The organism is Sphingomonas sp. NPDC019816 (genome assembly GCF_050274375.1).
GTDB lineage: Bacteria > Pseudomonadota > Alphaproteobacteria > Sphingomonadales > Sphingomonadaceae > Sphingomonas.
The window spans coordinates 17,812-43,375 of record NZ_JBNNOB010000003.1; the positions used below are offsets into that span (position 1 = coordinate 17,812).

Below are 25,564 nucleotides of genomic sequence, written 5' to 3' on the forward strand. Positions count from 1 at the left end.
GATCGCGCCGCGCTATCCTATCGCATGTCCCATGTCCGTTCATAAAGCCGATATCGACCTGGCGCTGGCCTTGGCCGACGCCGCGGGTGCCGCGATCCGCCCCTATTTCCGCCGCGACATGGGGCTGGAGATCAAGGCGGACAACTCGCCCGTCACGCTGGCCGACCGCGAGGCGGAGGCGGCGATGCGCCGCATCCTGGAGACGGAACGCTCGGGCGACGGCATCCATGGCGAGGAATATGGCGTCAAGGAGGGCGTGACCGGCCGGCAATGGGTGCTCGACCCGATCGACGGCACGCGCAGCTTCACCGTGGGGCGGCCGATCTTCGGCACGCTGATCGCGCTGGTCGACAATGGCTGGCCGGTGCTGGGCATCATCGACCAGCCGATCGCGGGCGAACGCTGGCTGGGCGTGACGGGGCGGCCGACGCTGTTCAACGGACAGCCGGCGCGGACCCGGCCCTGTCCCGAACTGGAGGGCGCGACGATCGCGACCACCAGCCCGCATCTGTTCGAGGATGAGGACGTGCCGCATTACATGGCGCTGGTCGCGGCGATCAGCGGCAATAGTCCCCGGCAGGGGCCTGTCTATGGCGGCGACTGCTATAATTACGGGCTGCTGGCGAGCGGCCATATCGACATCGTCTGTGAATCGGGGCTGAAGCTGCACGACTTCGCCGCGCTGGTGCCGGTGGTCGAGGGCGCAGGGGGACGCATGTGCGACTGGAACGGCGATCCGCTGACCGCCGACAGCGCGGGTCATGTGCTGGCGATCGGCGACCCGGCGCGCACCGAGGAGGTGCTGGAGGCGCTGCGCAACGTGCCGCACGGGCATGACCATCACGATCATTGACCCGGGGCGGTGCGGGTCCCTCCGCGCGGCACCGTTCATTCTCATAGCGGTTCCGACATAACCTTCATGCCGAAAACGCGTCGAGGCCGACGACCCTGGGGCGATTGTCCGTCGCGGCGGGGCGGCCATCGATAGGGCGGGTGCCGGAACCCATGCCCGGAGCCGGCGGGGATCCGGCCCGCCGGCCGGTGTCGTCAGATCTGCGCCAGGCCCCCATCGGTGAACAGCTCGCTACCGGTCATGAAGCTGCTGTCCGACGATGCCAGGAATGCGGCGGCGGCCGCGACTTCGGCGGGGTCGCCGATATGGCCGATCGGTGTCGTGGCGCCCATTTCGATCATCGCATCGCGCCCCACCACCTCGGCGGCCAGTTCGGTCAGCGTCGGTCCGGGTGACAGCACGTTGACGCGGATGCCGGTGCCGCGCAGATCCTGGGCCCAGCTGCGCGCCAGGTTGCGCACCGCCGCCTTGGACGCGCTGTAGACGCTGAACGCCGGGGTGCCCATGACGCCGGTGGTCGAACCGGTCAGGATGATCGAACCACCCGCCGTCATCAGCTTCAGGCCCTTTTGCACCGTGAATATCGTGCCCTTCACATTGACGTCGAAGGTCGCGTCGACATGGTCGGGCGTGATCTCCGCCAGCGGCATCAGCGCGCCGGTGCCGGCATTGGCGAACAGGATGTCAAGCGTGCCGCGCTCGCGCTTCACCGTGTCGAACAACCGGTCCAGATCATCCGCCTCGGTCACCGACCCGGCGACCGCATGGGCATGACCGCCTAGTGTCGCCGCCGCCGCGTCCAGCCTGTCGGCGCGGCGCCCGAACAGATAGACGAACGCCCCTTCCGCCACGAACCGCCTGGCCGTCGCCAGCCCGATGCCGGTGCCACCGCCGGTGACGATAGCGGTCTTGCCTTCCAATCGCGTCATATGTGCCTCCATCAAATGGGTTGCACGCAGCTGGCCCCGTGCATACCTATCGGCAAGTATGCACCTTTTGGTAAGTACCAGAAAATGCCTCATTCCCGCGATAATGGTTCCCCCGCCCCGGCCGCGCCGGCCTTCACCTGTGGGCTCGACGCCACGCTCAAGGTCATTTCGGGCAAGTGGAAGCCGCTGATCCTGTATTTCCTGCTGCGTGGGCCGACCCGTTACGGCGAACTCAAGCGCGCGGTGCGCGACGTCAGCGACAAGGTCCTGATCCAGCAGCTGAAGGAGCTGGAGGCGGACGGCGTGCTGATCCGGCGCGATTATCGGGAGGTTCCGCCGCGCGTGGATTATGCGCTGACCGATATGGGGCAAAGCCTGGCCCACGCGCTGGAGCCGCTATGCGCCTGGGGCACCGAGAATATGGCGGCGATGCAGGCGCTGTTCGCGTCGCGCGATGGCCAAGGGCGGCGCGCCTAGCGCGTCATGCCGGTCCCCGATCGACCGGTGGATCCGACCCCTGCGAAAACGCTGGCCGGTGCGGTGTCGCCGTGCCACATGAACGGGCCGTCATCACAAGGGGTTACCAATGCGCACCGGTGTCTGCCTGATCGCTGTCCTGCTTGCCTCCGCCGCGACCGCGCAAACGCCCGGCACCGCCTATCATCGCGCCCCCGACGCGATCGCCCGCGCGCTGGAAACCCCGCCGACCCCGGCGGTCCGGGTCAGTCCCGATCACCGCACCCTGGCGATCCTGGGGCGCGAGAACCTGCCGACCATCGCCAATCTGTCGAAACCGATCCTGCGGTTGGGCGGATACCGTATCGACCCCGCGACCAACGGCCAGGCCGAGGTCCGCGTCCAGTGGCTGAACGCGTTGAGTTTCAAGGACATCGCCAGCGGCCATACGGTCGCGGTCGCGCTGCCCGCCGGTCTGCGCTTCGCCGCGCCCGACTGGTCGCCCGACGGCAACCGCGTCGCCTTCTATGCGCAGGATGCCGATGGCCTGTCGCTCTGGGTCGCCGAGCGCGACGGCCGGGCGCGCGCCATCGCCAGGGGCCTGAACGGCACGTTCGGGACGCCCTTTGCCTGGATGCCCGACAGCAAGGGCCTCGTCGCCTACACCGTGCCCGCCGGACGCGGCGCGCCGCCCGCCCCGGCCACCACGCCGACCGGCCCGGTCGTGCAGGAAAGCAGCGGCCGCACCTCGGCCGCGCGCACCTATGAGGATCTACTGAGCGACGCGCATGACGAGGCGCTGTTCGACCATTATTTCACCGGCCAGCTCGTCCGTATCGGGCTGGATGGCAACGCGACGGCGATCGGCACGCCGGGCCTCGTCCGCGACTTCAGTGTCTCGCCCGATGGCCGCTATCTGCTGACCGAGCGGCTGAAGCGTCCCTATTCCTATTTGCTGCCCGCGCGGTTCTTTCCGACCGAAATCGCGGTTTCGACCATCGAGGGGCAGCCGGTGCGCACGCTGGTCGACCGTCCGCTCGCCGACGATCTGCCGGTCGATTTCGACGCCACGGTGAAAGGCCCACGCGAGGCGGAGTGGCGGTCGGACGCGCCCGCGACGCTGGTCTGGGCCGAGGCGCTGGACGGCGGCAATCCGCGCCTCAAGCTGGCCGTTCGCGACAAGGTGATGATGCAGGCGGCACCCTTCGACGCCGCGCCGGTCGAGCTGGCCCGCACGCCGGCGCGCTATGCGGCGACGCTGTGGGGGGATGACGGCTTCGCCATGGTCGTCGACCGCGAATGGCGCAGCCGCACCGAGCACCGGCTGGCGATCGCCCCGTCGCGACCGGGCGAGACGCGGATGCTGCTGACCCGCAATTATCAGGACCAATATGGCGATCCGGGCGACCCGGTCATGGAGGACAACGCGGCGGGCAAGCCGGTGATGCGCTTCACGCCCGCGCATGACGGCGTCTTCGTCACCGGCGAGGGCGCGACGAAGGCGGGGGCCTTTCCCTTCCTGGCCACCATGCCGTTGACCGGCGGCGCGCAGACGCGGCTCTGGACCGCCCGGGCGCCCTATTACGAACCGGTCGTCGCCATGCTCGATGACAAGGGCCAGCGCATCCTGACGCGGCGCGAGAGCGCGACCCAGCCCCCCAATTATGTCGTGCGCACCGTCAAGGGCGGCGGCGCGAAGCCGATCACCGATTTCGCCGATCCCGCGCCCGTCTTCGCCGGCGTCACCCAGCGGACGATCACCTATAACCGCGCCGATGGCGTGCCGCTGTCGGGCACGCTGTATCTGCCCGCCGGCTATGACGCCAAGCGCGACGGGCCGCTGCCCACCTTGCTCTGGGCCTATCCGGCGGAATATACCGATGCCAAGGTCGCCGGGCAGACGGTCGACCAGGGCAATCGCTTCGTGCGGCCGCGCGGCATCAGCCACCTGTTCCTGCTGACCCAGGGTTATGCCGTCCTCGACAACCCCGCGATGCCGATCATCGGCGAGGGCGGCGCGGAGGCGAACGACACCTATGTCAAGCAGCTGCGCGAGGATGCGAAAGCCGCGGTCGATGCGGTGGTGAAGCTGGGCGTCGGGGACCGCACGCGCATGGCGGTGGGCGGTCACAGCTACGGCGCGTTCATGACCGCCAACCTGCTCGCCCATACCGACCTGTTCCGCGCCGGCATCGCGCGGTCGGGCGCCTATAACCGCACGCTGACCCCATTCGGATTCCAAGCCGAACAGCGCACCTATTGGCAGGCGACGCCCACCTATACCGAGATGAGCCCCTTCACCTATGCCGACCGGATCAAGGCGCCGATCCTGCTCATCCACGGCGGCGCCGACGACAATAGCGGCACCTTCCCCATCCAGTCGGAACGCATGTACGCCGCACTGAAGGGCAATGGCGCGACTGTGCGCTATGTCGTCCTGCCCAACGAACCGCATGGCTACCGCGCGCTGGAATCGACCGAGGAGACGCTGTGGCAGATGACCGACTGGCTCGACCGCCACGTCAAACCCCGGCAGCCCGCCGTGCCGGCGGCGAACATGGCGAGCACCGACTGACCGGCGGCAGGGGTGGCGGGCGGCCGTTGGGGGCCGCCTGCGACGCCATGGTTGCACTTCGGGTGGCTGCGCGCCAAAGGGGGTCGTCTATCCGGGCGCGGGGTTCGTAGCCGTCGCGCCGCAATGACGATGGGCGATGTCGTGACCACCAAGATCTACCTCTCCGCCGACCGCCTGCTGGAGGATTCCTTCCGTCTGGCCAATCTGGTCTTCGACGCCGGCTTTCGGCCGACCCATATCGTCGGCATCTGGCGCGGGGGTGCGCCGGTCGGCATCGCGGTGCAGGAACTGCTCGAATATCGCGGGGTGCAAAGCGACCATATCGCGATCCGCACCGCCTCCTATACCGGGATCGACCAGCAGGAGCCACAGGTCCGCATTTATGGCCTGGGCCATCTGGTCGATGTCCTCAACCCCGAGGATCGGCTGCTGCTGATCGACGATGTCTTCGATTCCGGGCGTTCGATCCGCGCGCTGCTCAATGAGCTGAAGGCGCGGTGCCGCAACAACCTGCCGGACGACGTGAAGGTCGCGACCGTCTATTACAAGCCGTCGCGCAACGTCACCGACCTCAAGCCCGACTTCTTCGTCCACGAGACGAACGACTGGCTGATCTTCCCGCATGAGATCAACGGCCTGACCGAGGAGGAAATCCGCGCGTACAAGCACGGCGCCGATATCATCCTGCGGGGGTGATCCACGGCTTGCGCGGCGACCCCGCCGTCGCCTAGCGTAGCGCAAAGCCTTTCATAAGCCGGGGAAAATCAGCATGGATCGTCGCACCTTCCTCTTGTCCAGTGCGGCGACCGCCGGCGCGACCGTGCTGCCCGCCATCCCCGCCTTCGCGCAGATGGTGTCGGGGACGGCACTCGCCCCCGGCGACGCGCGGCTGAACGCGGTGTTCGATCAGGTGCTGGCCGAAACCGTGCGCGAGTCGCCCGAATTCGCCACGTCTCTGGGTTTCGACACCGGCAAGAACGCCGATCTGCGCCACAAGCTGGGCGACAACAGCTATGGCGCCATCACCAAGAATCTGGCGCGCAGCCGCAAGGCGCAGGCGCTGGTCCGCGCGGTAGACCCCGCCACGCTGTCGCCGCAGGCGCGGATCGATCGCGAGGTCGTACTCTACAATATCCAGTCGAACATGGTCGGCCCCGAAAAGTTCGGCCTGTCCTCGCCGCAGGGCCCCTATCCGATCACGCAGCAGGACGGCGTCTATTTCTCGCTGCCCGACTTCCTCGCCTCGACCCACCCGGTCAAGACCGCCGACGATGCGCAGGCCTATCTCGACCGCCTGTCGCTGATGGGCCGCCAGCTCGACAATGAGACCGAGGTCCAGCGGCGCGAGGCCGCCAAGGGCCGGCTGGCCCCCGACTTCTCGCTCGACCTCGCGCTCGGCCAGATGGCCAAGCTGCGCGCGCCCGCGCCCGCCGACAGCCAGCTGGTCAAGGCGCTGACCAGCCGGACGAGCGCGGCCAACATCGCCGGCGACTGGCAGGCGCGCGCGACCAGAATCGTCGCCGATCAGGTCTATCCCGCGCTCGACCGCCAGATCGCGCTGTTGCGCTCGCTGCGCCCCTCGGCGCGCAGCGCGGCCGGGGTCTGGGCGATACCGGGCGGCGACGCGCTCTATGCCGCCGCGCTGGCGCAGGCGACGACGACCACCTTGTCGCCCGACGAGGTCCACCGCATGGGCCTGCAACAGGTCGCCGAACTCACCGCGCAGCTCGATCCGATCCTGCGCAGCCAGGGCCTGACGCAAGGCAGCGTCGGCGCACGGCTCGACCAGCTCAACCGGTTGCCGGCCCAGCTGTTCGCCGACACCGATGCCGGTCGTGCTGAGCTGCTCGCCAGCCTCAACGCCAGTGCGCAAGGGATGCAGGCGCGACTGCCCCAGGCGTTCAGCAACCCGCCCAACGCCGCGCTCGAAATCCGCCGCGTCGCGCCCGAGATCCAGGACGGCGCGCCCAATGGCTATTATTTCCGTGCGCCGCTCGATGGATCGCGCGCCGCGATCTACTGGATCAACCTGAAGAGCGTGCATGACTGGCCCAAATACACGCTGCCCAGCCTGACCTATCATGAGGGCGTGCCGGGTCATCACCTGCAGATCTCGACCGCGCAGCGCGCAGCCACCCATCCCTTGCGCAAGATCGCCTTCTTCAACGCCTATCTCGAAGGCTGGGCGCTCTATGCCGAGCAACTGGCCGACGAACTGGGCGGCTATGCCTCGCCGGTCGAGCGGGCGGGCTATCTGCAATCCTTCCTGTTCCGCGCGGCGCGGCTGGTGGTCGACACCGGCATCCACACCAAGCGCTGGACGCATGCGCAGGCGACCAAATATCTGGTCGACACGGTCGGCTTCGCCCCCGGCCGTTCGCAGCGCGAGGTCGAGCGCTATTGCGTGTCGCCAGGCCAGGCGTGCAGCTACAAGATCGGCCACGCCGCCTGGCTGCGCGCGCGCGAACGGGCCAAGGCGATCGCGGGCGACCGGTTCGACCTGAAGCATTTCCACGACGTGCTGGAGGCCGGCGCGATGCCGCTGTCGATGCTGGAGCGGATTGTCGAGGAACGCGCCCGCGCGGTCTGAACGCGGGCGGCATCGCTTCCGGGCCTTCCCCGGAAGGGCGGGGATCAGCCCCGTTCCGCCCGCCGCCAGTCGCGATAGCCGATCGCCGCCAGGCCGATCATCACCGCGTAGAGCGCGGCGGTGGGCAGCAAGCCCTTGGCGATGAACATGCCGACATAGACGATGTCGACCGCGATCCACAGCAGCCAGCTTTCGCGGTGCCGGCGCGCGGTCCAATATTGCGCGACCAGGCTGAAGCTGCTGAGCGTCGCGTCCAGCCAGGGCAGCGCGGCATCGGTATGCCGGCTGGTGAACCACCCGATCGCCAGCGCCGCCAGCCCGCCGACAGCCAGTCCCCCCAGGCCCACGCCGCGCGACAGCGGCATCACGACGACCGTACCGGTGCTGTCCCGGTCGCGCTGCCAGCTGATCCAGCCATAAAGGATGCCGACCGCGAACACCGCCTGCAACGCCATGTCGGCATAGAGGCGGACATCGAGGAACAGCTTGAAATAAAGCGCGCAGGCCAGAAGGTTCAGCGGCCAGCACAGCATGTTGCGCCGCGCCGTCAGCCAGATCGCCAGAAAGCTGATCGCGACCGCTGCGATCTCCAGGGGCGTCATCATCGGCCGGCCTCTTCGCGCAGGTCCGCCAGAAAGGCCCGCCTCGCCCCCGACAGGAACCAGTCGGCATGGCCCAGCAGATAGCCCTCCCAAGCCAATAGCGCGGCATCCGCATCGCCGACGATGCCCGCGAAATAATCGATCTCGGACAGCGCGAACTCGATATGGACCAGCGGCAGCAGGCGCACGACGGTCTCGATCAGGTCGCGCGACAGCGGCCCGGCCGAAGCATAGCCCGCGATCAGCGCACGCGCCGCACGCAGGTCGGCGATCGCGTCATCCGGCTTCGTCCCCAGCTCCAGCCAGGCAAAGGCGGTCCGCTCGATCGCGGTGGCCAGGTCGTGCGCGGCACAGGTCCGGTCGGCCAGCCCGAAGTCGAACACCGTCGCGACCATCCCGTCCGCCGCCCAGAGCAGGTTGGACGGGTGCCAGTCGTTATGCGTCCAGAGCGACGGCTGGCGGGTGATAAGCGGTGCCAGCCCGCTCGCCCCGTCCGCGAACAGCGCGGCCAGCGGGCTCCGCCAGTTTCGCGCCGACAGGAACGCGGCCAGTGCGGGCCGTGCGGCGACATAGGCGTCCACAGCCGCCATTGGGTCATGCGCGGGCAGGATGGTGAAGCTGGCGACCAGCGGTTGGGCGGTACGCGCCGGCGCATCGAACCCGCGCGCGGCATGGTGCATCTTGGCCAGCGCATGGCCCGCCGCATGTGCGTGGTCGTACGATCGGAACGGCGTCCAGGACGGGCGGTCGCGGTACAGGTCCGCGCCCGGCGACTGGCGATGCAGCTCATAGGTCCCCTCGCCCAGGGCCACCGCGCTCGCCCCCTCGGCGGTGCGCAGGACCTCGGGCACCGACAGGCCGGCCGTCGCGAGATGCGCGATGAAGCCATGCTCCGCCGCCAGCCCCGCGACGCTGCGCACCCGCTGGTCGTGCCGCTTGAGCAGCAGCGCGCCCCCCGCCGTGTCGATCAGCGTGGCGGCGGAAAAGGGACGCGGCGAGTGCCAACGCAGGGCCGTGATCGGGGCGACCTGCGGAAAATGCGACAGCACGGCCGCCGCCTCACCGTCCGTGATCGCGGGCCAGGTCGGTGCCGCCAGCGCCAGCCCCATGCCGTGGACGCGGTGGCCCTCGCCCTGCACGATCAGAAGCCGCGCGACAGGGTGGCGACGACCGCCGCGCCGCCCGCGATATAATAGGCCGGCGCATTGCCCGTAATGACCGTACCGCCGCGCCCGACCACATCGCGCGCATTGGTGGTCACCGCCTGCACGCCGGCCAGCACATGCGGATCGGTGACGTTGATCGCGTTCAGCCGCAGATCGGTGCGCTTGCCGTCCAGCCAGTCGGCCAGATGCACCCCGATCGACAGGTCGAGCGTGGCATAGCCGGGAATGCTCTCGTCATTCACGAAGGTCGCATATTGGCGGCCGACATATTTGCCCGCGATGCTGCCGAAGAGCCGCCCGTCGTCATAGATGCCGCCCGCGCCGAACTGCCAGGTCGGGCTGGACACCGCATGCTTGCCGCGCGTCGGCAGATCGTCGGTGCCCGCCGGCAGGTCGTCGCTGATCCGCGCGCGCAGATACTCGCCCGAGGCATAGAGGCTGAGGCCCGCCACCGGACGATAGTCGATCTCGGCATCGACGCCGTACGAGGATTGCCCGCCGGCATTCAGCGTGGAGTCGACCAGCGCCCCGCCATTGTCGACCACGGTCGCCAGCTGGCGGTTGCGGAAACGGTAATGGAAACCGGTCACCGAGGCGGACAGGCGGGTGCCGATGAAGCGATAGCCCAGTTCCTGCGACACCGAATATTCGTTCTTCAGCCTATCGGTGCCGCGTGTCGTGACCTGCCCGCCGATATAGCTGTCATAGAGGGTGAATTCGTTGGGCGTGCGGAAATTGGTGGTGATGTTGGCGAAGATTTGCTGCCGGTCGTCGATCGCATAGCGGACCGCCGCGCGCGGCAGCGCGATATTGCTCTCGCGGCGTACCGCCTGTTGCGGGCCGGGCAGATAGTTGCGGCCGCTGCGCAGCATGTTGATGCCCTTGACCCCCAGATCGACGGTCAGTTGCGGCGTCAGCGCGATGCTGTCGGCGACGAACAGGCTCTTGATCACGGTGACGGTACGCTGGTTCTCATAGGCGAGCAGCCGCCCGTCGGCGGTGCGGATCGCCCGGTTGCGATAGCCCCAGCGATCGGCGGGCTGGCCGTCGGGGCCGACCGCCGTATAGGTCTGGGTCACGCGGTCGATGCCATGATCGAACCACAGCCCGGCGGTGATCCGGTGGATGCCCGCCGCCCGCGTCAGCTTGACGACCTGGCCCAGCCGCCGCTGGTCGCCGGTGTAATTGCCCAGCACCGTCGCCACCCCGTCGACCGCGCCGGGCAGCGTGATCGGCGCGGTCAGCTCCTCATTGCCAAGGAAGTTGCCGGTGGTCGCCAATTGGGTGCCATAGGGCGAGTTGCCATAGCCGAACTGGAGATAGCTGGTGGTGTCGAGCGTCAGCCGATCGCTGAGCGACACATGCACCGGCGCGGAGGCATAGAGGTTGCGGAACGGCGCGCGGTACAACCGCCAATAGCTGGTGCTGCCTGGCGTATAGCGCGCATCGAAGTTGAACCCGCGCCCTTGCGCCTGCCATTCAGCGAGCGTCGGGCTGGGATAGCTCGACGAATTGGCGTCGTTGTACGACAGCGCCAGGCTGGCACGGTTGCCCTGCCCCCATTCGCGCAGCAGCTTGGCATCGACATGCTGGCGCAGGTCATAGCCCGGCCCGCGCCAGTTATCCGCCCGGGTATGCGAATAGGACAGGAACGCCTTCACCCCGCTATCGCCGAGCATCCCCGTATCGACCCGCACGAACATGCGGCGCAGGGCGTGCGACCCCAGCGACAGGTCGCCGCGCACCTGCGTCGTCGCCTTGGGATCGTCGAGGGTCAGCGACAGCAATCCGCCCGCGCCCGCGACGGTCGGCGAGTCCAGATCGACCGAGCCTTGCGCCAGCGCGATCTGGCGGATGTTGCCCGGATCGGCGAATTGCGACGGATAGGCGTAATAATAGCCGATGTCGTTCTGCGGCGCGCCCTCCATCAGCACGCCGATCTCATCCTGCCCCAGCCCGCGCAGGGTGAGGCTGGAACTGGTCGACAGACCGTACGGGTCGGCCGACGCCACCGTTGCGCCGGGTAGCAGATTGACCAGCTGAAAGGCGTTCAGGGTCGGCGCCTGCTTGACGATGAAGTCGGCGGAGATGGCGCTGACCGCCTTGGGCTCGGTCTGGTCGGGGAGCAGCCCGGCGGGATCGCGCTGACCCAGCACACGGATGTCCGCCGGCGGGGCATCCGTCACCGTCTGCGCCTCAGCCGCCAGGGGCAGCATCGCCCAGGCCGCCGACAGCAACAGGGCAGCAGGGCGGATCATCCGCTGATCACGCTTGGTCACAACCGGCATCGTCCTCTTGTCCACTTTCATGGAGGGAGGACGGAAAAGAGCGCCGCCGACCCTCCCTACGCCGGTATGACCCGGATCAGGTTCGGCGGGTCATGGGCTGCTGCCCACCTCTCAACCGCGCGTCAGCGGTCCCCCGGGGTGCGCGCGCTCTAGGCGCTTCCGCCGGTGAAGCAAATCCCTATCGTCGGTGGGGCGGCGGAGGATTCGTCGCCAATCGCGCCCGTAAAGCCCTTCGACCCTATCGCCGCGACAGACGCCGCAGGCCATTGGCGCGGTGAACGGCGTGCAGGCTGCGGGGATCGTCGAACAGGTCGCGGATCGCGCGCCGGCGGAAGCGGGTCCACCAGCGTTGCCAGCGATGCTCGGCCGCGTCGTGGATCATGTGGCAACGCTGGCACAGCGCGGCCAGGTTGCGCGGCTCGTTATTGCCCGGATCATGGTCGAGATGCGCGCAGGCCAGTACCACGCGGGTCAGGCGGACCTGTGCGATCGGCACCTGCCGCACCGTGATCCGACGCCCGCGCGGCGACCGCCAGCACCCGGCAGCGGCATCCCACCAGCGCCCGTCGCCCAGATGCGCGACACGCGCCAGATGCGGGCGCCGGCATTGCTCGCACCGCCCGCCCGCCCGGTCGAAGCGGATCGTGGCGGACACCTGCGGCCAATCGATCGGATAGAGCCAGCGATTTTCGGCGCGGATCGGCATGGCGCGACTATCTTTCGCCGCGCCGGGAATGAAAAGCATTATATTCCCGCTTTGTATGCGCTTTGTTTGCCGGGTCCGGCGGGCACGCGCGCCGGCCCGCGTGCCTTGGCGGCCACGCCATGCTAGGGGCCGGGCCATGGCGAAGACCCAAAGCACGGCCGGCAGCGTGACGCTCGACGGCGTTTCCTATGATTGGCACCTCCAGAGCGAACCCCATCAATCGGATGATGAGGGGTGGAAGGGGATGACCATCGCCGTGCTTCAGCAGGATGCCAAGCGCGAGGCGTGGCTGGAATTTCCCGCGCCCAAGCGGCTGCTCAAGGGCCTGCCGCGCGGCCGGTTGCAGCTGGACGACGCGACGATCCTGCGCTGCGTCCGGGCGGCGCTGGCGGCGGGCTGGGACCCGACCTCGCGCGGCAAGCCGGTGGTGTTCATGGTCGACGCCGACGGCAATTGAACCGGTGACGGTCGCACGCGACGCCGTGCTGGCGTTGCTGGCCCGGCGTGCGCCCGGGGCCACGATCTGCCCCAGCGAGGTGGCGCGGGCGTTGGCCGACGGAGACGACTGGCGCGGCGCGATGCCGGCGGTCCATGACGCCGTCGATACCCTGGTAAACGAGGGGCGCGTGGCGCTGAGCTGGAAGGGGCGGCCGCTGGCGGTGCGGGCCGGGCCCTATCGCATCCGCCGGTCCTGACCGGATCGTGTGCCAAGGATGGGTCGCGTCGACTCCGTCTGAGGTTCGGTCACGGGATGGAGAGGCGATGATGACGGACGGCGGAATCGGGATGCTGGCGGCGCTGGCGGGATTGGCGGTGCTGGGTGGTTGCGCGACGGCCGATGGCGGCATGGCCGAACATGGAGCCTGTCGTCCCGAAGCGGCCGCCGCGCTGGTCGGTGGGCCCGCGCCCGACGATGCGGCGATCCGGCGCGGCACCGGCAGCACGCTCGTCCGGCGGATCGCGCCGGGCGATGCGACCATCAAGGACTATCGGATCGAACGGGTGACGGTGACGGTCGCCGATGGGTGGGTGGTGGCCGCCTCCTGTGGCTGAGCCCGGGCGGCGGGGCGGGGCGATGACGCTCGCGCTTCTGCCGCCGCTCCTGGCCGGATGCGCGGTAGCCCGTCCGGTCGAGGGGCCGGTACGGCTGGGGCAGATGGCCGCGGTCAACGGACCGCGCGTGCGGGCGGACCGGGTGATCGAGGACAGCCGCTGCCCCGTAGGCGTCCGGTGCGTCCGGGCCGGCCGGCTGATCGTGCGCGTGACGGTGTTCGGGGGCGGCTGGTCACGGGTGATGGATCTCGGGCTCGGGACGCCCGTGGTGGTCGCGGACGGCCGCCTGACGCTGGTGGCGGCGACGCGCCGACCCTATCGCTTCGCCTTCGATTTCCAGGGCGGCCTGTAGGACGCATGGGGGGCAGCGGCGTGGGCGGTCGGACCCTGGCGCAGGAGCCCCCCGCCACGCCTCAACCCTGGCCGGTGAACGCGGCGCGGTGATCGCGCACGAAGGTGCGGAAGTCGCGCGGGGGATGGCCGGTCAGGCGTTCGATCTCGAAGGTCGGGTCGATGTCGTGGTGGCCGGCGACCACATCGGCGAACTGGACGACCAGTCCCCTGGTCATCCACCGCGAATTGCCGGTCAGCCGCAGCAGCGCGGCGAACAGCGGCTTGGGCAGGTTCAGATAGCGCACCCGCCGCCCGGTCACCTCGCCCAACCGCGCGGCGGCCTCCTTCATGTCGAGCGTTTCGGGGCCGGTCAGAAAATAGGTCGCGCCGGCATGGCCGTCTTCGGTCAGGACCGTCGCGGCGACGCGCGCGACATCGCGAGTGTCGACCCAGGAGACCGATCCCTTGCCCGCGACCTGCGGCAGCAACCCCTTGGCGACGGGGTCCTTGAACCACAGGAAATTCTGCATGAAGGCGGTGGGCTTCAGGATCGTCCAGTCGATGCCCGCGCCGCGCAGGTGATGGTCGATGCGCGCGTGCGTCCGCGCCCAGGGTACCGGCGAATGGATATTGCCGTCCGATGCGGAGATCTTGACGATCCGCTTGACGCCTTCGCGCCGGGCTGCGTCGATCGCGCCGGTCTCCTGCCGGAACTGGCTTTGCGTCGGAGGGGTGATCAGGAACAGCGTGTCGCACCCGCGCATCGCGGTCGCCAGCGTCTCGGCGCGGTCGAAATCGCCGAGCACCGCGTCCATGCCCTTTTGTCGCAGCGCGTCGACCTGTTCGGGGCGGCGGGCCATGGCGCGAAAGGGGGTGCCGGCGTCCTGGAGCAGGCGGCAGACTTCGCCACCGATACCGCCGGTGGCACCTGAGATCAGGATCATGGTCATGCGTCCTTTTCGTGGGAGGTGATGGGGGATGGGTCGAGCCGCTCGGTGATCAGCGCGATCATCTCCTGAAGCGTGGCGATGGCGTCGTGGAGGCGGGGCGCGCCGATCCGCTCGGCGATGGCTAGGTCGATCGGTGCCACCGCGCGCTCGGCCCCCGCCACCGCGTCGGCCCCGGCGGGGGTCAGCCCCACCAGCTTCGCGCGCCGGTGATGCGGATTGTCGTGAAAATCGACCAGCGCCCGTTCGGCGAGCAGATCGACGATGCGCTGCACCGCCTGCCGCGTCAGGCCCATGGTGCGCGCGATCGACGCCACCGTGAGCGGCGCAGGCGCATAGCGCAGCGCGGCCAGCACCTGCCACCAGGCGCTGGTCAGCCCGAGATGCGCGACCAGTTCATTGCCCGCGCTGACCAGCCGGCCATTGGCGGCAAAGACCGCCAGCGCGAGGGCGCGCACATCCGAAGGGGATGCGGGGGTCATGCGGCATATGTCCAAATCGACAACATGCTGTCAAAATTGCTGGGGTCGGGGATGGTTCCCCATGCTCCGTCAGGGCCAGCGGCGCATCGGATCGGTGCTTGGCCGTTCGTGCGATCGGTTGTTTGGAATGAGAGGCCGCATGGAGCGGGTTCGCGATGGGCGCGCCCACCGTCCGAGCGGCCTCGCGCCCACGACCCTGGCGGATAGCGTCCAATGCGCCTTCTCATGATGCGAAAGGCCGGCGGAAACCCGTACCGGCTCACCAGGCCCGGCCACCCACGGCCCGCCCCGCGAAACGCCTAGAAAATGCCCAGGAACTTCTTGCGCTGCGCCTTGGCCTGCCCCTCGCTCTGGCGGCCGTCCTTGGACTTGGCGGTGGTGCCGTTGCCGACATCGTCGCGCGGCGTGCCCTTGGTCGTCCGCTGGGCGCTGGCGCGGGCACCCGACAGCACCGGGCCGCACGCCGCCGCCTTGGCATCGCCGACATCGACGAAGGCCAGCACGCCCGCCAGCGGCGACGCCACCGCCGCCAGGCCCAGGCCTGCGCCGGCGCGTGCCAGCAGGTCGCCGCTGATCGGGTTGATTCCCGGCTGCGCGAAATTGCCGGTCAGGCCGACCGGGGACTGGCCCGAGAACAGGCTGAACTTCTTGGCATCGGCGCGCACCGCCATGTCGATCGCCTCGTTGCGGAAGCTGAAGCCGCCGCGCCCGACGATCACGTTCTTCGACGTATCGATCAGGATCGGGTCCGCCGCCGCCACCCCGCCGCGCACCGTAAAGGCGATCAGCCCGCAATTGATCCGCACCGGCTCCTTCAACCGCTCCTCGAACATCTTCTGGATGAAGGTGCCGATGTCCAGCTCGGCCAGCTGCGCGTTGCGGGTCCAGAGCGACCCGGCGGGCAGGATGAAGGCCATGCGCCCGTTCGCGCTGGCCAGCGAATCGTGAATGGTGTCGCCGCGCCCCTGAAGCTGGATGCGGCCCTTCACCGTGCCCGTCGTCCCCGCCTCGGCCACGCCCCAGCCCGCCAGCAACCGGCCGAGCGGGGTCGGCGACAGGCGGATGTCATAGCCGATGCGGCTGGGGCGCGGCCGCGTGTCGAACACCAGGTCGGAGGAGACATTGCCGCGCGCCATCGCGAAGTTCAGCGGCGACAGGGTCAGCTTGCCCCGGTCGAGCGCCAGCGTCAGGTCGACATCGGAAATCGGTACCTTGCGCGAGCGGACCGTGCCGATCGTCCATTTCAGATCGGCGTCGAAGCGCTGCATCGTCGCCACGGGCAGCGCGGCGTCGGGCAACAGCCGCTGCGCCCCGGCACCGGTCGCGGCGGCGGCGGCCTGCGCACCCCGGGATGCGACGATGTCGGGGTTGTAGCCGATGAAGGGTGCGGCATCGATGATGTCGAGCTTTTTGGTCGTCAGCGCCGAATCGAGACGCAGCCGTGCGCCATTGGTCACGGTCAGCCGCCCGGCCAGGTCGCTGTCGCCGAACACGCCCTTCAGGCCGGTGAAGCGATAGGCGTCGCCATCCTTCACCATCTGCGCGCGCACGTCATAGGTGCGGGTGCGCGGGATGGTGGCGCCGATGATCTCGAGTAGCGTCGACATGTCCTTGCCGCGCGCACGGGTGCGCAGCGGCACATTCTCGATGTCGGCGATCGAGGGCAGGGTGCCCGACACGTCGATGATATTGCCCGCCGCGCGCATCCGCGCGATCAATTCGTTCCGGCCGCGATTGGCGGTGGCGTCGGGCGACAGCAGTTGCGCGGTCAGGCGGAAGGGCGTTTCGCGAATCACGCCCCGGCCGCGCACGCCCACCGCCTTGCCGATGCGCGCGTCCTGCGAGCGGATGTCGTCCAGCGCCAGCTCGGCGGTCACCCGCATCCGGGGATCGCGATAGCGCACCGTCGTCCCCGTCACCTGCGCGGTGTCGATGCGCGGAAATTCCAGCGGCTTGCCGCCCTTCTTCTCGCTGAACGTCCATGTGTTGGTGCGGTGGTCGGGCGTCCATTCCAGATCGACCGCGCCGTTCGTCAGTTCCAGCCAGGTGAAGCGCCGCTTGCCGAACAGCAGCGACAGCGGGGCGATGCGCGAATCGATCCGGTCGGCGGTGAACAGGTTTGGCCGGCTCGCCCAGCCGGGGTTGGAGATGGCGATCTTCTCAGCGACGAACTTGATCCGCCAAGGCGCCAAGTAAAGCTGGAAGTCGCCGTCCACCGTTACCTGGCGATGGGTCAGCCGACCGACGGTCGATTCGAAGGTCGAGCGCAGGAAGCGCCCCTTGGTGACGAAGAGCACCAGCCAGATCGCCGCGATGACGACCAGCAGGCCGATGACGACCCGCAATGCCCATCGCCGCCACAGCGTGCGACGCGCGGGCGACGGAGCAATCGTTTCGGCCGCGGATGTTTGATCCATGGCCCTACCAAGCGTGCGAGCGCAGCGGCGGTTCCCTGGGGCGACATCGGTTGCAATCGCCCGCCACTTCGTCTAAGCGGCCCGCTTCCCGAGCGAGGTGTCACGAACGGCCCGGCCATCAGGGCTGCCGCGGCCGTTTCTGCCTTGCTCACAGCGAAAGGACCAAAATGCCCAAGCTCAAGACCAAGAGCGGCGTCAAGAAGCGCTTCAAGCTCACCGCGACCGGCAAGATCAAGCACGGCGTGGCCGGCAAGCGCCACCGCCTGATCAGCCATAACGGCAAGTATATCCGCCAGAACCGCGGCACCTCGGTCCTGTCCGATGCCGACACCAAGACCGTGAAGGCCTGGGCGCCTTACGGCCTGAACTGATTTCTGGAAGGATAGAGAGATATGGCACGCGTCAAGCGGGGCACGACCACCAAGGCGAAGCATAAGCGGATTTTGGATCAGGCGAAGGGCTATTATGGCCGTCGCAAGAACACCATCCGCATCGCGCGCCAGGCCGTCGAAAAGGCCGGTCAATATGCGTATCGCGACCGCAAGGTTAAGAAGCGGACCTTCCGTGGTCTGTGGATCCAGCGCATCAACGCCGGCGTCCGGACCGAGGGCCTGACCTATTCGCAGTTCATGCACGGCCTGAAGCTGGCGGGCGTCGAACTGGACCGGAAGGTCTTGGCCGACATCGCGATGCACGAAGGTGACGCGTTCAAGGCGATCATCGCGCAGGCGAAGGCCGCTCTGCCGCAGGCTGCGTAATTCGCAGCCGACGGTTCAGCGCCGGAAATCGAAAAGGGCGTCGGTGGGGTTCCACCGGCGCCCTTTTTCATGGGGGTCAGCGCGGGGCGGGCAGCCAGGCCGGCTCGAACCGCGGCCGCCGGGGCGGCAGCGACGACAATCGGCGCAAGGCGGCCAGGTCGCGCAACTGGAACCGGTGCCCCTGGCGCGCGAGCAGCCCCTCTTCCTCCAGCGCCCGGATGGTGCGGTTCACATGCACCGCCGTCAGCCCCAGCAGGTCGCCCATGATCTCCTGGGTCAGCGGCAGGTGGAAGCCGTCATCGGCCACCAGCCCGATCGGGCCGAGCCGCGTATGGAAATCGACCAGCAGCCGCGCCAGCCGCTCGCGCGCCGAGGCATTGCCCGTCATGGCCAGGGCATCCATCAGCGCCAGCCGCTCCATCTGGGTCGCGACGGTGAACAGCGCGGCAAGGCGCGGATGCGTCTCGTACAACTGGCCGAAGCGCTCATAGGGCACGAAGGCGGTGATCGCTTCGGTGACGGCGGTCAGCGTGTCGGCCGCCTCGGGCAGCACCATGCTGGGCGTGCCGAGCATGTCGCCGGGCAGATGCACCTTCTGGATCAGGCGGTTGCCGTTGCGCAAGACGATCGAGGATGTGACCCAGCCCTGGACGTGCAGATGGAAGCCGTTGGTCGCCTCGCCTTCGCGCTGGAACACCTCCCCCCGCCGTCGGACGACTTCGGCGTCGCCCAGCGTGGCGAGCGCCTCAACCTCATCCGATGTGAGGTTGGCGAACGCCTCATAGCGATGAATCGGATATGCTATTTCGGCCTCCCTAGACCCGTCCCGTCGTACGACCGATGACGGCCGCCGACATTGTTCACCGGCCTGCCATAAGAGAAGCGCGCGCGTCCTTCGCAGACGTAAATCAATCGGGCGGGGGAAATTGTCGTCGGCCGCCGGGCCGCGCGGGGCGGATCGCCGGGGATCGCAACCGAAGGGCTCTGGTCTTCGTCATGGTCGGCCCCCACATGCCACCGCGACATGGCGTTGCATTTGACCAAGGTCGCGTTCGGGGCGGCCAGTATCGATCATCTGGCCGAGCGACTGGCCTTGCGGGCAAAGGATGGCCCGGTGTTTTTGACCACGCGCTATCTGCCCAAGCGGCATGAGGAAGTGGCGGGGCAGGGATCGCTATTCTGGATCCTGAAGCATCAGCTGGTCGCGCGCTCGCCGATCCTGTCGTTCGGTGAGGCCGAGGGCGGGCGGTGCGCGATCCATATCGACCCCGCGCTGGTGCTGGTGCAGGCGCTGCCCCGGCGAGCGCATCAGGGCTGGCGCTATCTGGAGGCGGCGGACGCGCCGCGCGACCTGAGCGGCGCGGCGACGGGGATCGAGACGATGCCGCCGGTGCTGGTCGGCAAGCTGGTCGAACTGGGGCTGATTTGATCCTCCCCGGGACGGGGAGGGGGACCGCGCCCGCAGGGCGTGGTGGAGGGGGCGTGCCGCTTGACGTGTTCCTTTGTGGAAGCCCCCCTCCGTCAGGCCTGCGCCCTGCCACCTCCCCGTGCCGGGGAGGATTTTTGCATGATCAGAATTTCGGCCCTGCCACCGCCGCGCGGGTCTTTTTCGGGGTTTCGGCCAGCAGCTTGGCGATCGCGGCGTTGCGCGAATCCTGGGTGGCATAGTCGCGTGCGGTCAGGCCGGCGATATTGTCGGCCTGGTCCGGGTCGGCCCCAGCGGCGAGCAGTTCGCGCACCATCGCGATGTCGTGACGCTGGACCGCGCGGATCAGCGGGGTCTCGCCGCTGGCATTGCCGATATTCGGGTTCGCCTTGGCCGCGGTCAGGATGCGGATCATCTCGGGCTGGCCGCCCGCCACCGCCAGCAGCAACGGCGTGTTGCCGCGTCCGTCGCGCAGGTTCGGATCGGCACCCTTTTGCAGCAGGAAGCGCAGATACGTCTCGTCGTCGCGCTTGATGACGATATGCAGCGCGCCCTCGCCACTGGTCACGTCGCGGGTATTGATGATGCTGGCGCCGGGGCGGTCCAGCATGTTGGTCACCTCATTGCCCTTGGCCTCCTTTACCGCCTGCAGGAACTTGTAGCTTTCCGACTGCATCATCTGCGCGGTGGCGGGCGCCAGGGCGGGCAGGGCGAGGCTGCCCAGAAGCGCGGCGGCAAGCAGGGGGCGAAGGGACATGAAGCGAAATCCTGAACGATAGGGCATGACTTGCAACCGGCGATTTATCACAGCAAGGCTGTCGTCGTCATGACCCGATTATTTCCGTTCTTTGGCGCGGCCTTGGCGCTCGCCACCACCGGTTGCGGCTCCGGTTCGCAGGCGCCCACGTCCGAGCAGCCGCCGCTCGCCGGTGCGAAGATCGGTGGTCCGTTCCGCCTGACCGGCGCCGATGGCCGCCCCGTCACCGATCGCGACTTCGCCGGGCGCTACCGCGTCATGTATTTCGGCTACACCTTCTGCCCCGATGTCTGTCCCACCGACATGCAGGCGATCGCCGCCGGTTTGAAGCTGCTCGACAAAAGCGCGCCGGCCAAGGCGAAGAAGATCGTCCCCATCTTCGTCACCGTCGACCCCGAGCGGGATACGCCGGCGGTGGTCGGCCGCTTCGCCGCCGCCTTCGATCCGCGTGTCGTCGGGCTGACCGGCACGCCCCAGCAGGTCGAGGCGGTGAAGAAGGCCTATGCCGTCTGGTCGCAAAAGGGCGTTCCGTCGCCGGGTGGCGGCTACCTCGTCAACCATAGCCGCCAGGTCTATCTGATGGATCCGGCCGGCAAGCCGCTGGCGCTGATCCCCTCGGACGAAGGGCCGCAGGCGGTCGCCGCCGCGCTCGACCGCTGGGTGAAGTGATGGAGCGCTTCTGGGAAAAGCCGATCGAAAGCCTCGACCGCGCGCAATGGGAGGCGCTGTGCGACGGCTGCGGCAAATGCTGCATCCACAAGCTGGAGGATGAGGAGACGGGCGAGCTGGTGCCGACCAATGTCGCCTGCCGGCTGCTCGACCGACGCAGCGGGCAATGCTCCAACTATCGCCACCGGCGTGCCTATGTCAGCGAGTGCGTGCGGCTGACCATGGGCAATGTCCGGTCGATCGACTGGCTGCCCACCACCTGCGCCTATCGCCTGCGCGCGGCGAACGAACCGCTGCCCGACTGGCATTATCTGATCTCCGGCGACCGCGAGGCGGTGCACCGCGCCGGCCAGTCGGTGCGCGGCTGGACGATCAGCGAGGACGATGCCGGCGATTTCGAAAACCATATCGTGGACCGTGAATTGTGATCGACGAAGTCGTGCGGCATCCGACCGCCAAGCGTATCCGCCTCAGCGTCGATCCGGCCACCGGTACCGCCCGACTGGTGGTGCCCAAGCGCGCCGCGCTGAAATCCGCGCTGGCCTGGGCCGAGGACAAGCAGGGCTGGATCGCCGAGCAGCGCGCGCGCCTGCCCGAACCGCGTCCCTTCGTGACCGGCGCGGCCATCCCCTTCGGCGACGACACGCTGACGCTGCACTGGGAAGCGGGCAGTCGCCGTGTGATCCAGCGCGAGCAGGACCGGCTGCTCGCCTCCGGCCCGATCGAGACGCTGGGCCGCCGGGTCGAGGCGTGGCTGAAGCGGCAGGCGCTGGAGGTGCTGGCGCGCGAGACGGCGGAGTTCGCGCGGTCCGCCGGGGTCGCGGTGTCGAAGGTCAGCGTCGCCGATCCCAAGGCGCGCTGGGGCAGCTGCGCCTCGTCGGGGGCGATCCGCTATAGCTGGCGGTTGATGCTGGCGCCCGCCTTCGTCCGCCGCGCCACCGTCGCGCACGAGGTCGCGCACCGCATCCATATGAACCACGCGCCCGCCTTCCACGCGCTGGTCGCCCAATTGCTGGGCCAGGACCCGGCGCCCGCCACCGCTTGGTTGCGGCAGCATGGCGCGGGACTTCACTGGTACGGGCGGTCGTCCTGATAATCGCGCGGGGGCGCGGGGCGCGGGGGTGCCGCGCGCGGGGCGTTGCGCGGATCGCGCGGGTCGCCGCGTTGGGCTGATCCCGTACCGCGTCCGGTGACGCGGTCGATCCACGCCTGATCCAGGCGCTGCTGCGGTTGCGGCGGCCGGGCCACGCCATCGGGGGCGTCCGGCGCATCGGGCTGCTGCGGCTGCTGGATCGGAACCGGTGCGCTCGGATCGCGACGCATCGGGATTTCCACCGCCTCGCTGCCGTCCGGTGCGGCACCGGCGGTCGGCGGGGGCAGCGGATTGCCATCGGCATCCACGCCGGTCACGCCGTCGTCGGGCTGGCCGAAATAGCTCTCCTCATCGGGTTCCAGCTGCCATTCGGGCAGCGTGACCTGCGTCTCGAACTGTTCGATCGGCCGGTTGGCGACCGCGACCTTCATATAATCGGCCCAGGCCTTGGCGGGGGCGGTGCCGCCATGCAGCCCCGCGACCGGCCGGCCATTGTCGCGCCCCATCCAGACGCCGGTGGTGATCCCGCTGGAGAAGCCCAGGAACCAGCCGTCCTTGGAACTGCTGGTCGTGCCTGTCTTGCCCGCGACCGGCCGGCCGATCTGCGCGGCGCGGCCGGTGCCGGTGTTGACGGCGGTTTGGAGCAGGTCGGTCATCTGCGCCGCCACATAAGGCGCGACCAGCACATGGCTGCGATCCACCTCGTGCGTGTAGATCGTCTCGCCGTTCGCCATGACCTTGGTGATGGCATAGGGGGTGACCTTCACCCCCTTGTTCGCGACGCTGGCAAAGGCGCTGGTGATGTCGATCACGCGCACCTCGGACGTGCCGAGCACCATCGAGGGGTGGGTGTTGACCGGCGTGGTGATGCCGAAGCGGCGCGCCATGTCGGCGACCGTCTGGAAGCCCACTTCCTGGCCCAGCTTGGCCGCCACGGTGTTCAGCGAATAGGCAAAGGCGGTGCGCAGCGTCACGCTGCCCGAATTGCGGCGCGAATCGTTGCGCGGGGACCAGCCGTCGATGGTGACGGGTTCGTCGACCACCCGGTCCTCGGGCTTGTGTCCCGCCTCCAGCGCGGCGAGATAGACGAACAGCTTGAACGCCGAGCCCGGCTGGCGGACCGCCGTCACCGCGCGGTTATAGTTGGTGGCGACATAATCCTTGCCCCCCACCATCGCGCGCACCGCGCCGTCGCGGTCCAGGCTGACCAGCGCGCCCTGCGTGCCCGGTGGGGCATCGTTGCGGATCGCGGCATCGGCCGCGCGCTGCATATTGAGGTCGAGCGTGGTCCACACGTCGAGCGGCGCGGTCTGCTCGTCGATCAGCGTGTCGAGCTGCGGCAGCGCCCAGTCGGTGAAATAGCGGACCGAATTCTGCTTGGGCTCGGGCGCGAGCTTGAGCGCCTGCGGATCGGCCTCGGCCGCCTCGCCCGGGGTGATGAAGCCGTTGCGCTCCATCTGCCCGATGACGACACCGGCGCGGCCGACCGCGGCCTCGGCATCGGCGGTGGGCGAATAGTTGGACGGCGCCTTGACCAGCCCGGCGATCACCGCCGCCTCCGACAGGCTCAGATGATCGGCGCCATGGCCGAAGAATTTCCGGCTGGCGGCATCGATGCCGTACGCGCCGCCGCCATAATAGACCTTGTTCAGATACAGCTCGAGGATCTGGTCCTTGGAGAATTTCAGCTCCATCGCCAGCGCCAGGATCGCCTCGCGGAACTTGCGGCCGAACCTCTTCTGGTTGTTCAGGAAGACGTTGCGCGCAAGCTGCTGGGTGATGGTCGAGCCGCCCTGTTTCCAGCGGCCCTTCTCAAACCGGACCTCGACCGATCGGGCGATGCCGATCGGGTCGACGCCGGGATGCTGGCGGAACCGGCGATCCTCGACCGCGATCGTCGCATCGCGCATGACCTTCGGAATCCGGCCATAGGGCAGCCATTCGCCATAGCTGGGCCCGAGCGAGACGATCACGGTACCATCGGCGGCATGGACGCGGATCATCTGCCCGTTGGGCGAGGATTTCAGCTCGTCGAAGCTGGGCAGTTGCGACTTGGCGACGAACACCGCGATCGCCAGCGCGCCGACAGCCAGCACGGCCAGGCCGATCAGGACCTGCAGGGTTACGACGATCCGGCGCCGCCAGGGAGAGCGGGGCTTGGACGAACGAGGCCGGGAAGACCGGGAAGACGGTGCGCGAGGCATGGGACGCCCCGCGAATTACAGCGCTTTGCCGGTGACGACAAGCGGGGCGGTCATCGACCCATGGCAGCGGCCGGCCGGCCGACGGAGGCCAAAGCGCCGCGGGTCACCGGAAATCGGTGGCAAAGTTGGTATTTTTTTACAGATGATCGATTAAGGTGCGCAGCGGGCCGTGTTCCGCTTTGGCGATCACGGCGGAAAGGGCAGGGATGGAGCAGGTCGAACAACAGGACAGCGCGTCGGTCGAACGACGGGTCGGCAAGCGGCATTCGGCCGTCCTGTTGCTGGGCAAGGTGTGCGGCGACGCGCCCGGCGTGTGCCTGGTCCACAATATCTCGGCGACCGGCCTGATGGCGCGCTTCGTCAATGTGCCGCGGGTCGGCGAATCACTGTCGATCGAGGTGCGTGGCCTGCCTCCGGTGCGCGGTACGGTGCGCTGGGTACAAGGTGCCAAGGCGGGCATCGAGTTCGATTCGCTCCAGCCCTATGAACAGATCTTCCTGCACGAGGATGACGAGGGCAGCGTCCCGCGCGCGCCCCGATTCGCGGTGACGCTGGCCGCCGATGTCCGGCTGGGCGACCGCAAGCTGACCGCCCGGATGATCGACATCTCCGCCGGCGGCGCCAAGCTGGAGGCGGAGGAAGAAGTGGTCGCAGGACAGGCGGGCCATATCATCGTGCGCCCGCAGGGGGTGTCGATCTTCGGCACGATATGCTGGACGCATGAAGGCCGTTTCGGCTTCCGCTTCGTCTCGCCGCTGCCGATCGATACGCTGGCATCGATCGTCGAACGCCGCTGATCGCGTTCCTTCGATCCACTATCTTTCTCGGACCGATCGTATCGACATTCAACTCTTCCTCCCCTGCAAGGGGAGGGGAACCGGCAAAGCTGGTGAAGGGGTGTCTCCCCTCTCGATAGCGGGACACCCCTCCGTCAGGCTTTTGGCCTGCCACCTCCCCTTGCAGGGGAGGAAAGGGGTGATGCGGTTTGCGGGGTCCGGCTGATCGCACCGCACACGGCGCGCGGCCGGCCTGCGCTTGCGGGCAAGAACGGAGCAGGCTCGCGCCCATCACGATGTCTGGAAAAATCCGCTCGCTTGGAGCGGAAATGGTGCGGTCGAGAAGACTCGAACTTCCACGGCCTTTCGGCCACAACGACCTCAACGTTGCGCGTCTACCAATTCCGCCACGACCGCACTCGATAGTCACCACCGGCAAGCCGGAGGGCTGGTAGGCGGGTGCCCCTAGCAAAGCGTTGCAGGC

At 68.4% G+C, this 25,564-nt stretch carries 27 protein-coding genes, 1 tRNA gene and 1 riboswitch; of the genes, 16 read left to right on the forward strand and 12 right to left on the reverse strand.

The window, feature by feature from the left end; translation table 11 throughout:
- Positions 1-31 precede the first annotated feature (31 nt).
- Positions 32-853 (forward strand): inositol monophosphatase family protein, encoded by an 822-nt coding sequence (locus ACQKJZ_RS00840; protein WP_427729647.1) that lies wholly within the window; start codon positions 32-34, stop codon positions 851-853.
- 194 nt (positions 854-1,047) lie between these two features.
- Here ACQKJZ_RS00840 and ACQKJZ_RS00845 read toward each other — a convergent pair whose 3' ends face one another.
- A complete protein-coding gene (locus ACQKJZ_RS00845; RefSeq protein WP_427729648.1) occupies positions 1,048-1,782 on the reverse strand; it encodes an SDR family NAD(P)-dependent oxidoreductase in 735 nt (244 codons plus the stop codon).
- An 84-nt stretch (positions 1,783-1,866) separates the two neighbouring features.
- Here ACQKJZ_RS00845 and ACQKJZ_RS00850 point away from each other — a divergent pair, with 84 nt between their 5' ends.
- The 4 genes from ACQKJZ_RS00850 (at position 1,867) to ACQKJZ_RS00865 (ending at position 7,403) form a co-directional block, all read left to right on the forward strand.
- On the forward strand, positions 1,867-2,259 hold the full coding sequence (locus ACQKJZ_RS00850; protein ID WP_427729649.1) for a winged helix-turn-helix transcriptional regulator: 393 nt from the start codon (positions 1,867-1,869) through the stop codon (positions 2,257-2,259).
- A 109-nt stretch (positions 2,260-2,368) separates the two neighbouring features.
- Positions 2,369-4,813, forward strand: a complete 2,445-nt coding sequence (locus tag ACQKJZ_RS00855) for a prolyl oligopeptidase family serine peptidase (protein ID WP_427729650.1) — start codon at positions 2,369-2,371, stop codon at positions 4,811-4,813.
- Between the two features lie 129 nt (positions 4,814-4,942).
- Positions 4,943-5,509, forward strand: a complete 567-nt coding sequence (locus ACQKJZ_RS00860; RefSeq protein WP_427729702.1) for a phosphoribosyltransferase — start codon at positions 4,943-4,945, stop codon at positions 5,507-5,509.
- Between the two features lie 73 nt (positions 5,510-5,582).
- Entirely contained in the window at positions 5,583-7,403 is a 1,821-nt protein-coding gene (locus ACQKJZ_RS00865) for a DUF885 domain-containing protein (protein ID WP_427729651.1), read from the forward strand.
- A gap of 44 nt (positions 7,404-7,447) precedes the next feature.
- Here ACQKJZ_RS00865 and pnuC read toward each other — a convergent pair whose 3' ends face one another.
- The 4 genes from pnuC to ACQKJZ_RS00885 all read right to left on the reverse strand — a co-directional run bounded on the left by pnuC (position 7,448) and on the right by ACQKJZ_RS00885 (position 12,204).
- Positions 7,448-8,005 (reverse strand): nicotinamide riboside transporter PnuC, encoded by a 558-nt coding sequence (gene pnuC, locus ACQKJZ_RS00870; RefSeq protein ID WP_427729703.1) that lies wholly within the window; start codon positions 8,003-8,005, stop codon positions 7,448-7,450.
- On the reverse strand, positions 8,005-9,114 hold the full coding sequence (locus tag ACQKJZ_RS00875; protein ID WP_427729704.1) for a phosphotransferase enzyme family protein: 1,110 nt from the start codon (positions 9,112-9,114) through the stop codon (positions 8,005-8,007). Before ACQKJZ_RS00875 ends, pnuC begins: the two co-directional genes overlap by 1 nt.
- Before the next feature lie 32 nt (positions 9,115-9,146).
- Positions 9,147-11,387 carry a TonB-dependent receptor gene (locus ACQKJZ_RS00880; protein ID WP_427729705.1) on the reverse strand — a complete coding sequence of 747 codons (2,241 nt, stop codon included), beginning with the start codon at positions 11,385-11,387 and terminating at the stop codon, positions 9,147-9,149.
- Between the two features lie 108 nt (positions 11,388-11,495).
- Positions 11,496-11,605: riboswitch (TPP riboswitch) on the reverse strand.
- Between the two features lie 92 nt (positions 11,606-11,697).
- Positions 11,698-12,204, reverse strand: a complete 507-nt coding sequence (locus tag ACQKJZ_RS00885; protein ID WP_427729652.1) for a hypothetical protein — start codon at positions 12,202-12,204, stop codon at positions 11,698-11,700.
- A 97-nt stretch (positions 12,205-12,301) separates the two neighbouring features.
- Between ACQKJZ_RS00885 and ACQKJZ_RS00890 the strand changes: the two genes are divergently transcribed.
- The 4 genes from ACQKJZ_RS00890 to ACQKJZ_RS00905 all read left to right on the forward strand — a co-directional run bounded on the left by ACQKJZ_RS00890 (position 12,302) and on the right by ACQKJZ_RS00905 (position 13,570).
- The gene (locus ACQKJZ_RS00890) at positions 12,302-12,622 is read left to right on the forward strand and encodes a hypothetical protein (RefSeq protein ID WP_312490452.1); all 321 of its coding nucleotides are present in this window, start codon (positions 12,302-12,304) and stop codon (positions 12,620-12,622) included.
- Between the two features lie 4 nt (positions 12,623-12,626).
- Positions 12,627-12,860, forward strand: a complete 234-nt coding sequence (locus tag ACQKJZ_RS00895; protein ID WP_427729653.1) for a DUF3253 domain-containing protein — start codon at positions 12,627-12,629, stop codon at positions 12,858-12,860.
- Between the two features lie 67 nt (positions 12,861-12,927).
- A complete protein-coding gene (locus ACQKJZ_RS00900; protein ID WP_427729654.1) occupies positions 12,928-13,218 on the forward strand; it encodes an I78 family peptidase inhibitor in 291 nt (96 codons plus the stop codon).
- Entirely contained in the window at positions 13,211-13,570 is a 360-nt protein-coding gene (locus tag ACQKJZ_RS00905) for a hypothetical protein (protein WP_427729655.1), read from the forward strand. The genes ACQKJZ_RS00900 and ACQKJZ_RS00905 overlap by 8 nt, the downstream gene beginning before the upstream one ends.
- 61 nt (positions 13,571-13,631) lie before the next feature.
- Here the strand turns inward: ACQKJZ_RS00905 and ACQKJZ_RS00910 are convergent, their stop codons facing one another.
- The 3 genes from ACQKJZ_RS00910 to ACQKJZ_RS00920 all read right to left on the reverse strand — a co-directional run bounded on the left by ACQKJZ_RS00910 (position 13,632) and on the right by ACQKJZ_RS00920 (position 17,397).
- Positions 13,632-14,495, reverse strand: a complete 864-nt coding sequence (locus ACQKJZ_RS00910; protein WP_427729656.1) for an SDR family oxidoreductase — start codon at positions 14,493-14,495, stop codon at positions 13,632-13,634.
- 2 nt (positions 14,496-14,497) lie between these two features.
- The gene (locus ACQKJZ_RS00915) at positions 14,498-14,980 is read right to left on the reverse strand and encodes a MarR family winged helix-turn-helix transcriptional regulator (protein WP_427729657.1); all 483 of its coding nucleotides are present in this window, start codon (positions 14,978-14,980) and stop codon (positions 14,498-14,500) included.
- A 299-nt stretch (positions 14,981-15,279) separates the two neighbouring features.
- Positions 15,280-17,397, reverse strand: a complete 2,118-nt coding sequence (locus tag ACQKJZ_RS00920; protein WP_427729658.1) for an AsmA family protein — start codon at positions 17,395-17,397, stop codon at positions 15,280-15,282.
- Between the two features lie 167 nt (positions 17,398-17,564).
- On the opposite strand from ACQKJZ_RS00920, the gene rpmI reads away from it, so the two are divergent.
- Both rpmI and rplT read left to right on the forward strand, forming a co-directional pair.
- On the forward strand, positions 17,565-17,768 hold the full coding sequence (rpmI, locus tag ACQKJZ_RS00925; RefSeq protein ID WP_179513023.1) for a 50S ribosomal protein L35: 204 nt from the start codon (positions 17,565-17,567) through the stop codon (positions 17,766-17,768).
- 21 nt (positions 17,769-17,789) lie between these two features.
- Entirely contained in the window at positions 17,790-18,155 is a 366-nt protein-coding gene (rplT, locus tag ACQKJZ_RS00930) for a 50S ribosomal protein L20 (RefSeq protein ID WP_427729659.1), read from the forward strand.
- 76 nt (positions 18,156-18,231) lie between these two features.
- Here rplT and ACQKJZ_RS00935 read toward each other — a convergent pair whose 3' ends face one another.
- Positions 18,232-18,852: a Crp/Fnr family transcriptional regulator gene (locus ACQKJZ_RS00935; RefSeq protein WP_427729660.1), complete on the reverse strand. Its 621-nt coding sequence runs from the start codon at positions 18,850-18,852 to the stop codon at positions 18,232-18,234.
- 327 nt (positions 18,853-19,179) lie between these two features.
- Here ACQKJZ_RS00935 and ACQKJZ_RS00940 point away from each other — a divergent pair, with 327 nt between their 5' ends.
- Positions 19,180-19,584 (forward strand): DUF1489 family protein, encoded by a 405-nt coding sequence (locus ACQKJZ_RS00940; protein ID WP_427729661.1) that lies wholly within the window; start codon positions 19,180-19,182, stop codon positions 19,582-19,584.
- Positions 19,585-19,726: 142 nt separating this feature from the next.
- On the opposite strand, the gene ACQKJZ_RS00945 is transcribed toward ACQKJZ_RS00940, so the two are convergent.
- A complete protein-coding gene (locus ACQKJZ_RS00945) occupies positions 19,727-20,338 on the reverse strand; it encodes an ankyrin repeat domain-containing protein (RefSeq protein ID WP_427729662.1) in 612 nt (203 codons plus the stop codon).
- A gap of 69 nt (positions 20,339-20,407) precedes the next feature.
- On the opposite strand from ACQKJZ_RS00945, the gene ACQKJZ_RS00950 reads away from it, so the two are divergent.
- From ACQKJZ_RS00950 to ACQKJZ_RS00960, 3 genes are read left to right on the forward strand one after another with little or no spacing between them, the layout of a single operon-like run.
- Positions 20,408-21,007, forward strand: coding sequence for an SCO family protein (locus ACQKJZ_RS00950; RefSeq protein WP_427729663.1), 600 nt, complete (start codon positions 20,408-20,410; stop codon positions 21,005-21,007).
- The gene (locus tag ACQKJZ_RS00955; RefSeq protein WP_219018535.1) at positions 21,007-21,435 is read left to right on the forward strand and encodes a YcgN family cysteine cluster protein; all 429 of its coding nucleotides are present in this window, start codon (positions 21,007-21,009) and stop codon (positions 21,433-21,435) included. Before ACQKJZ_RS00950 ends, ACQKJZ_RS00955 begins: the two co-directional genes overlap by 1 nt.
- Complete coding sequence (locus ACQKJZ_RS00960; RefSeq protein ID WP_427729664.1) at positions 21,432-22,100, forward strand: M48 family metallopeptidase; 669 nt, start codon at positions 21,432-21,434, stop codon at positions 22,098-22,100. The genes ACQKJZ_RS00955 and ACQKJZ_RS00960 overlap by 4 nt, the downstream gene beginning before the upstream one ends.
- Here the strand turns inward: ACQKJZ_RS00960 and ACQKJZ_RS00965 are convergent.
- Positions 22,076-24,304 (reverse strand): transglycosylase domain-containing protein, encoded by a 2,229-nt coding sequence (locus tag ACQKJZ_RS00965; protein ID WP_427729665.1) that lies wholly within the window; start codon positions 24,302-24,304, stop codon positions 22,076-22,078. The two genes, ACQKJZ_RS00960 and ACQKJZ_RS00965, sit on opposite strands and share 25 nt — an antisense overlap.
- Positions 24,305-24,510: 206 nt before the next feature.
- On the opposite strand from ACQKJZ_RS00965, the gene ACQKJZ_RS00970 reads away from it, so the two are divergent.
- Positions 24,511-25,101 (forward strand): PilZ domain-containing protein, encoded by a 591-nt coding sequence (locus ACQKJZ_RS00970; protein WP_427729666.1) that lies wholly within the window; start codon positions 24,511-24,513, stop codon positions 25,099-25,101.
- 309 nt (positions 25,102-25,410) lie between these two features.
- Here the strand turns inward: ACQKJZ_RS00970 and ACQKJZ_RS00975 are convergent.
- Positions 25,411-25,497 (reverse strand) — tRNA-Leu (locus ACQKJZ_RS00975).
- Positions 25,498-25,564: the final 67 nt, after the last annotated feature.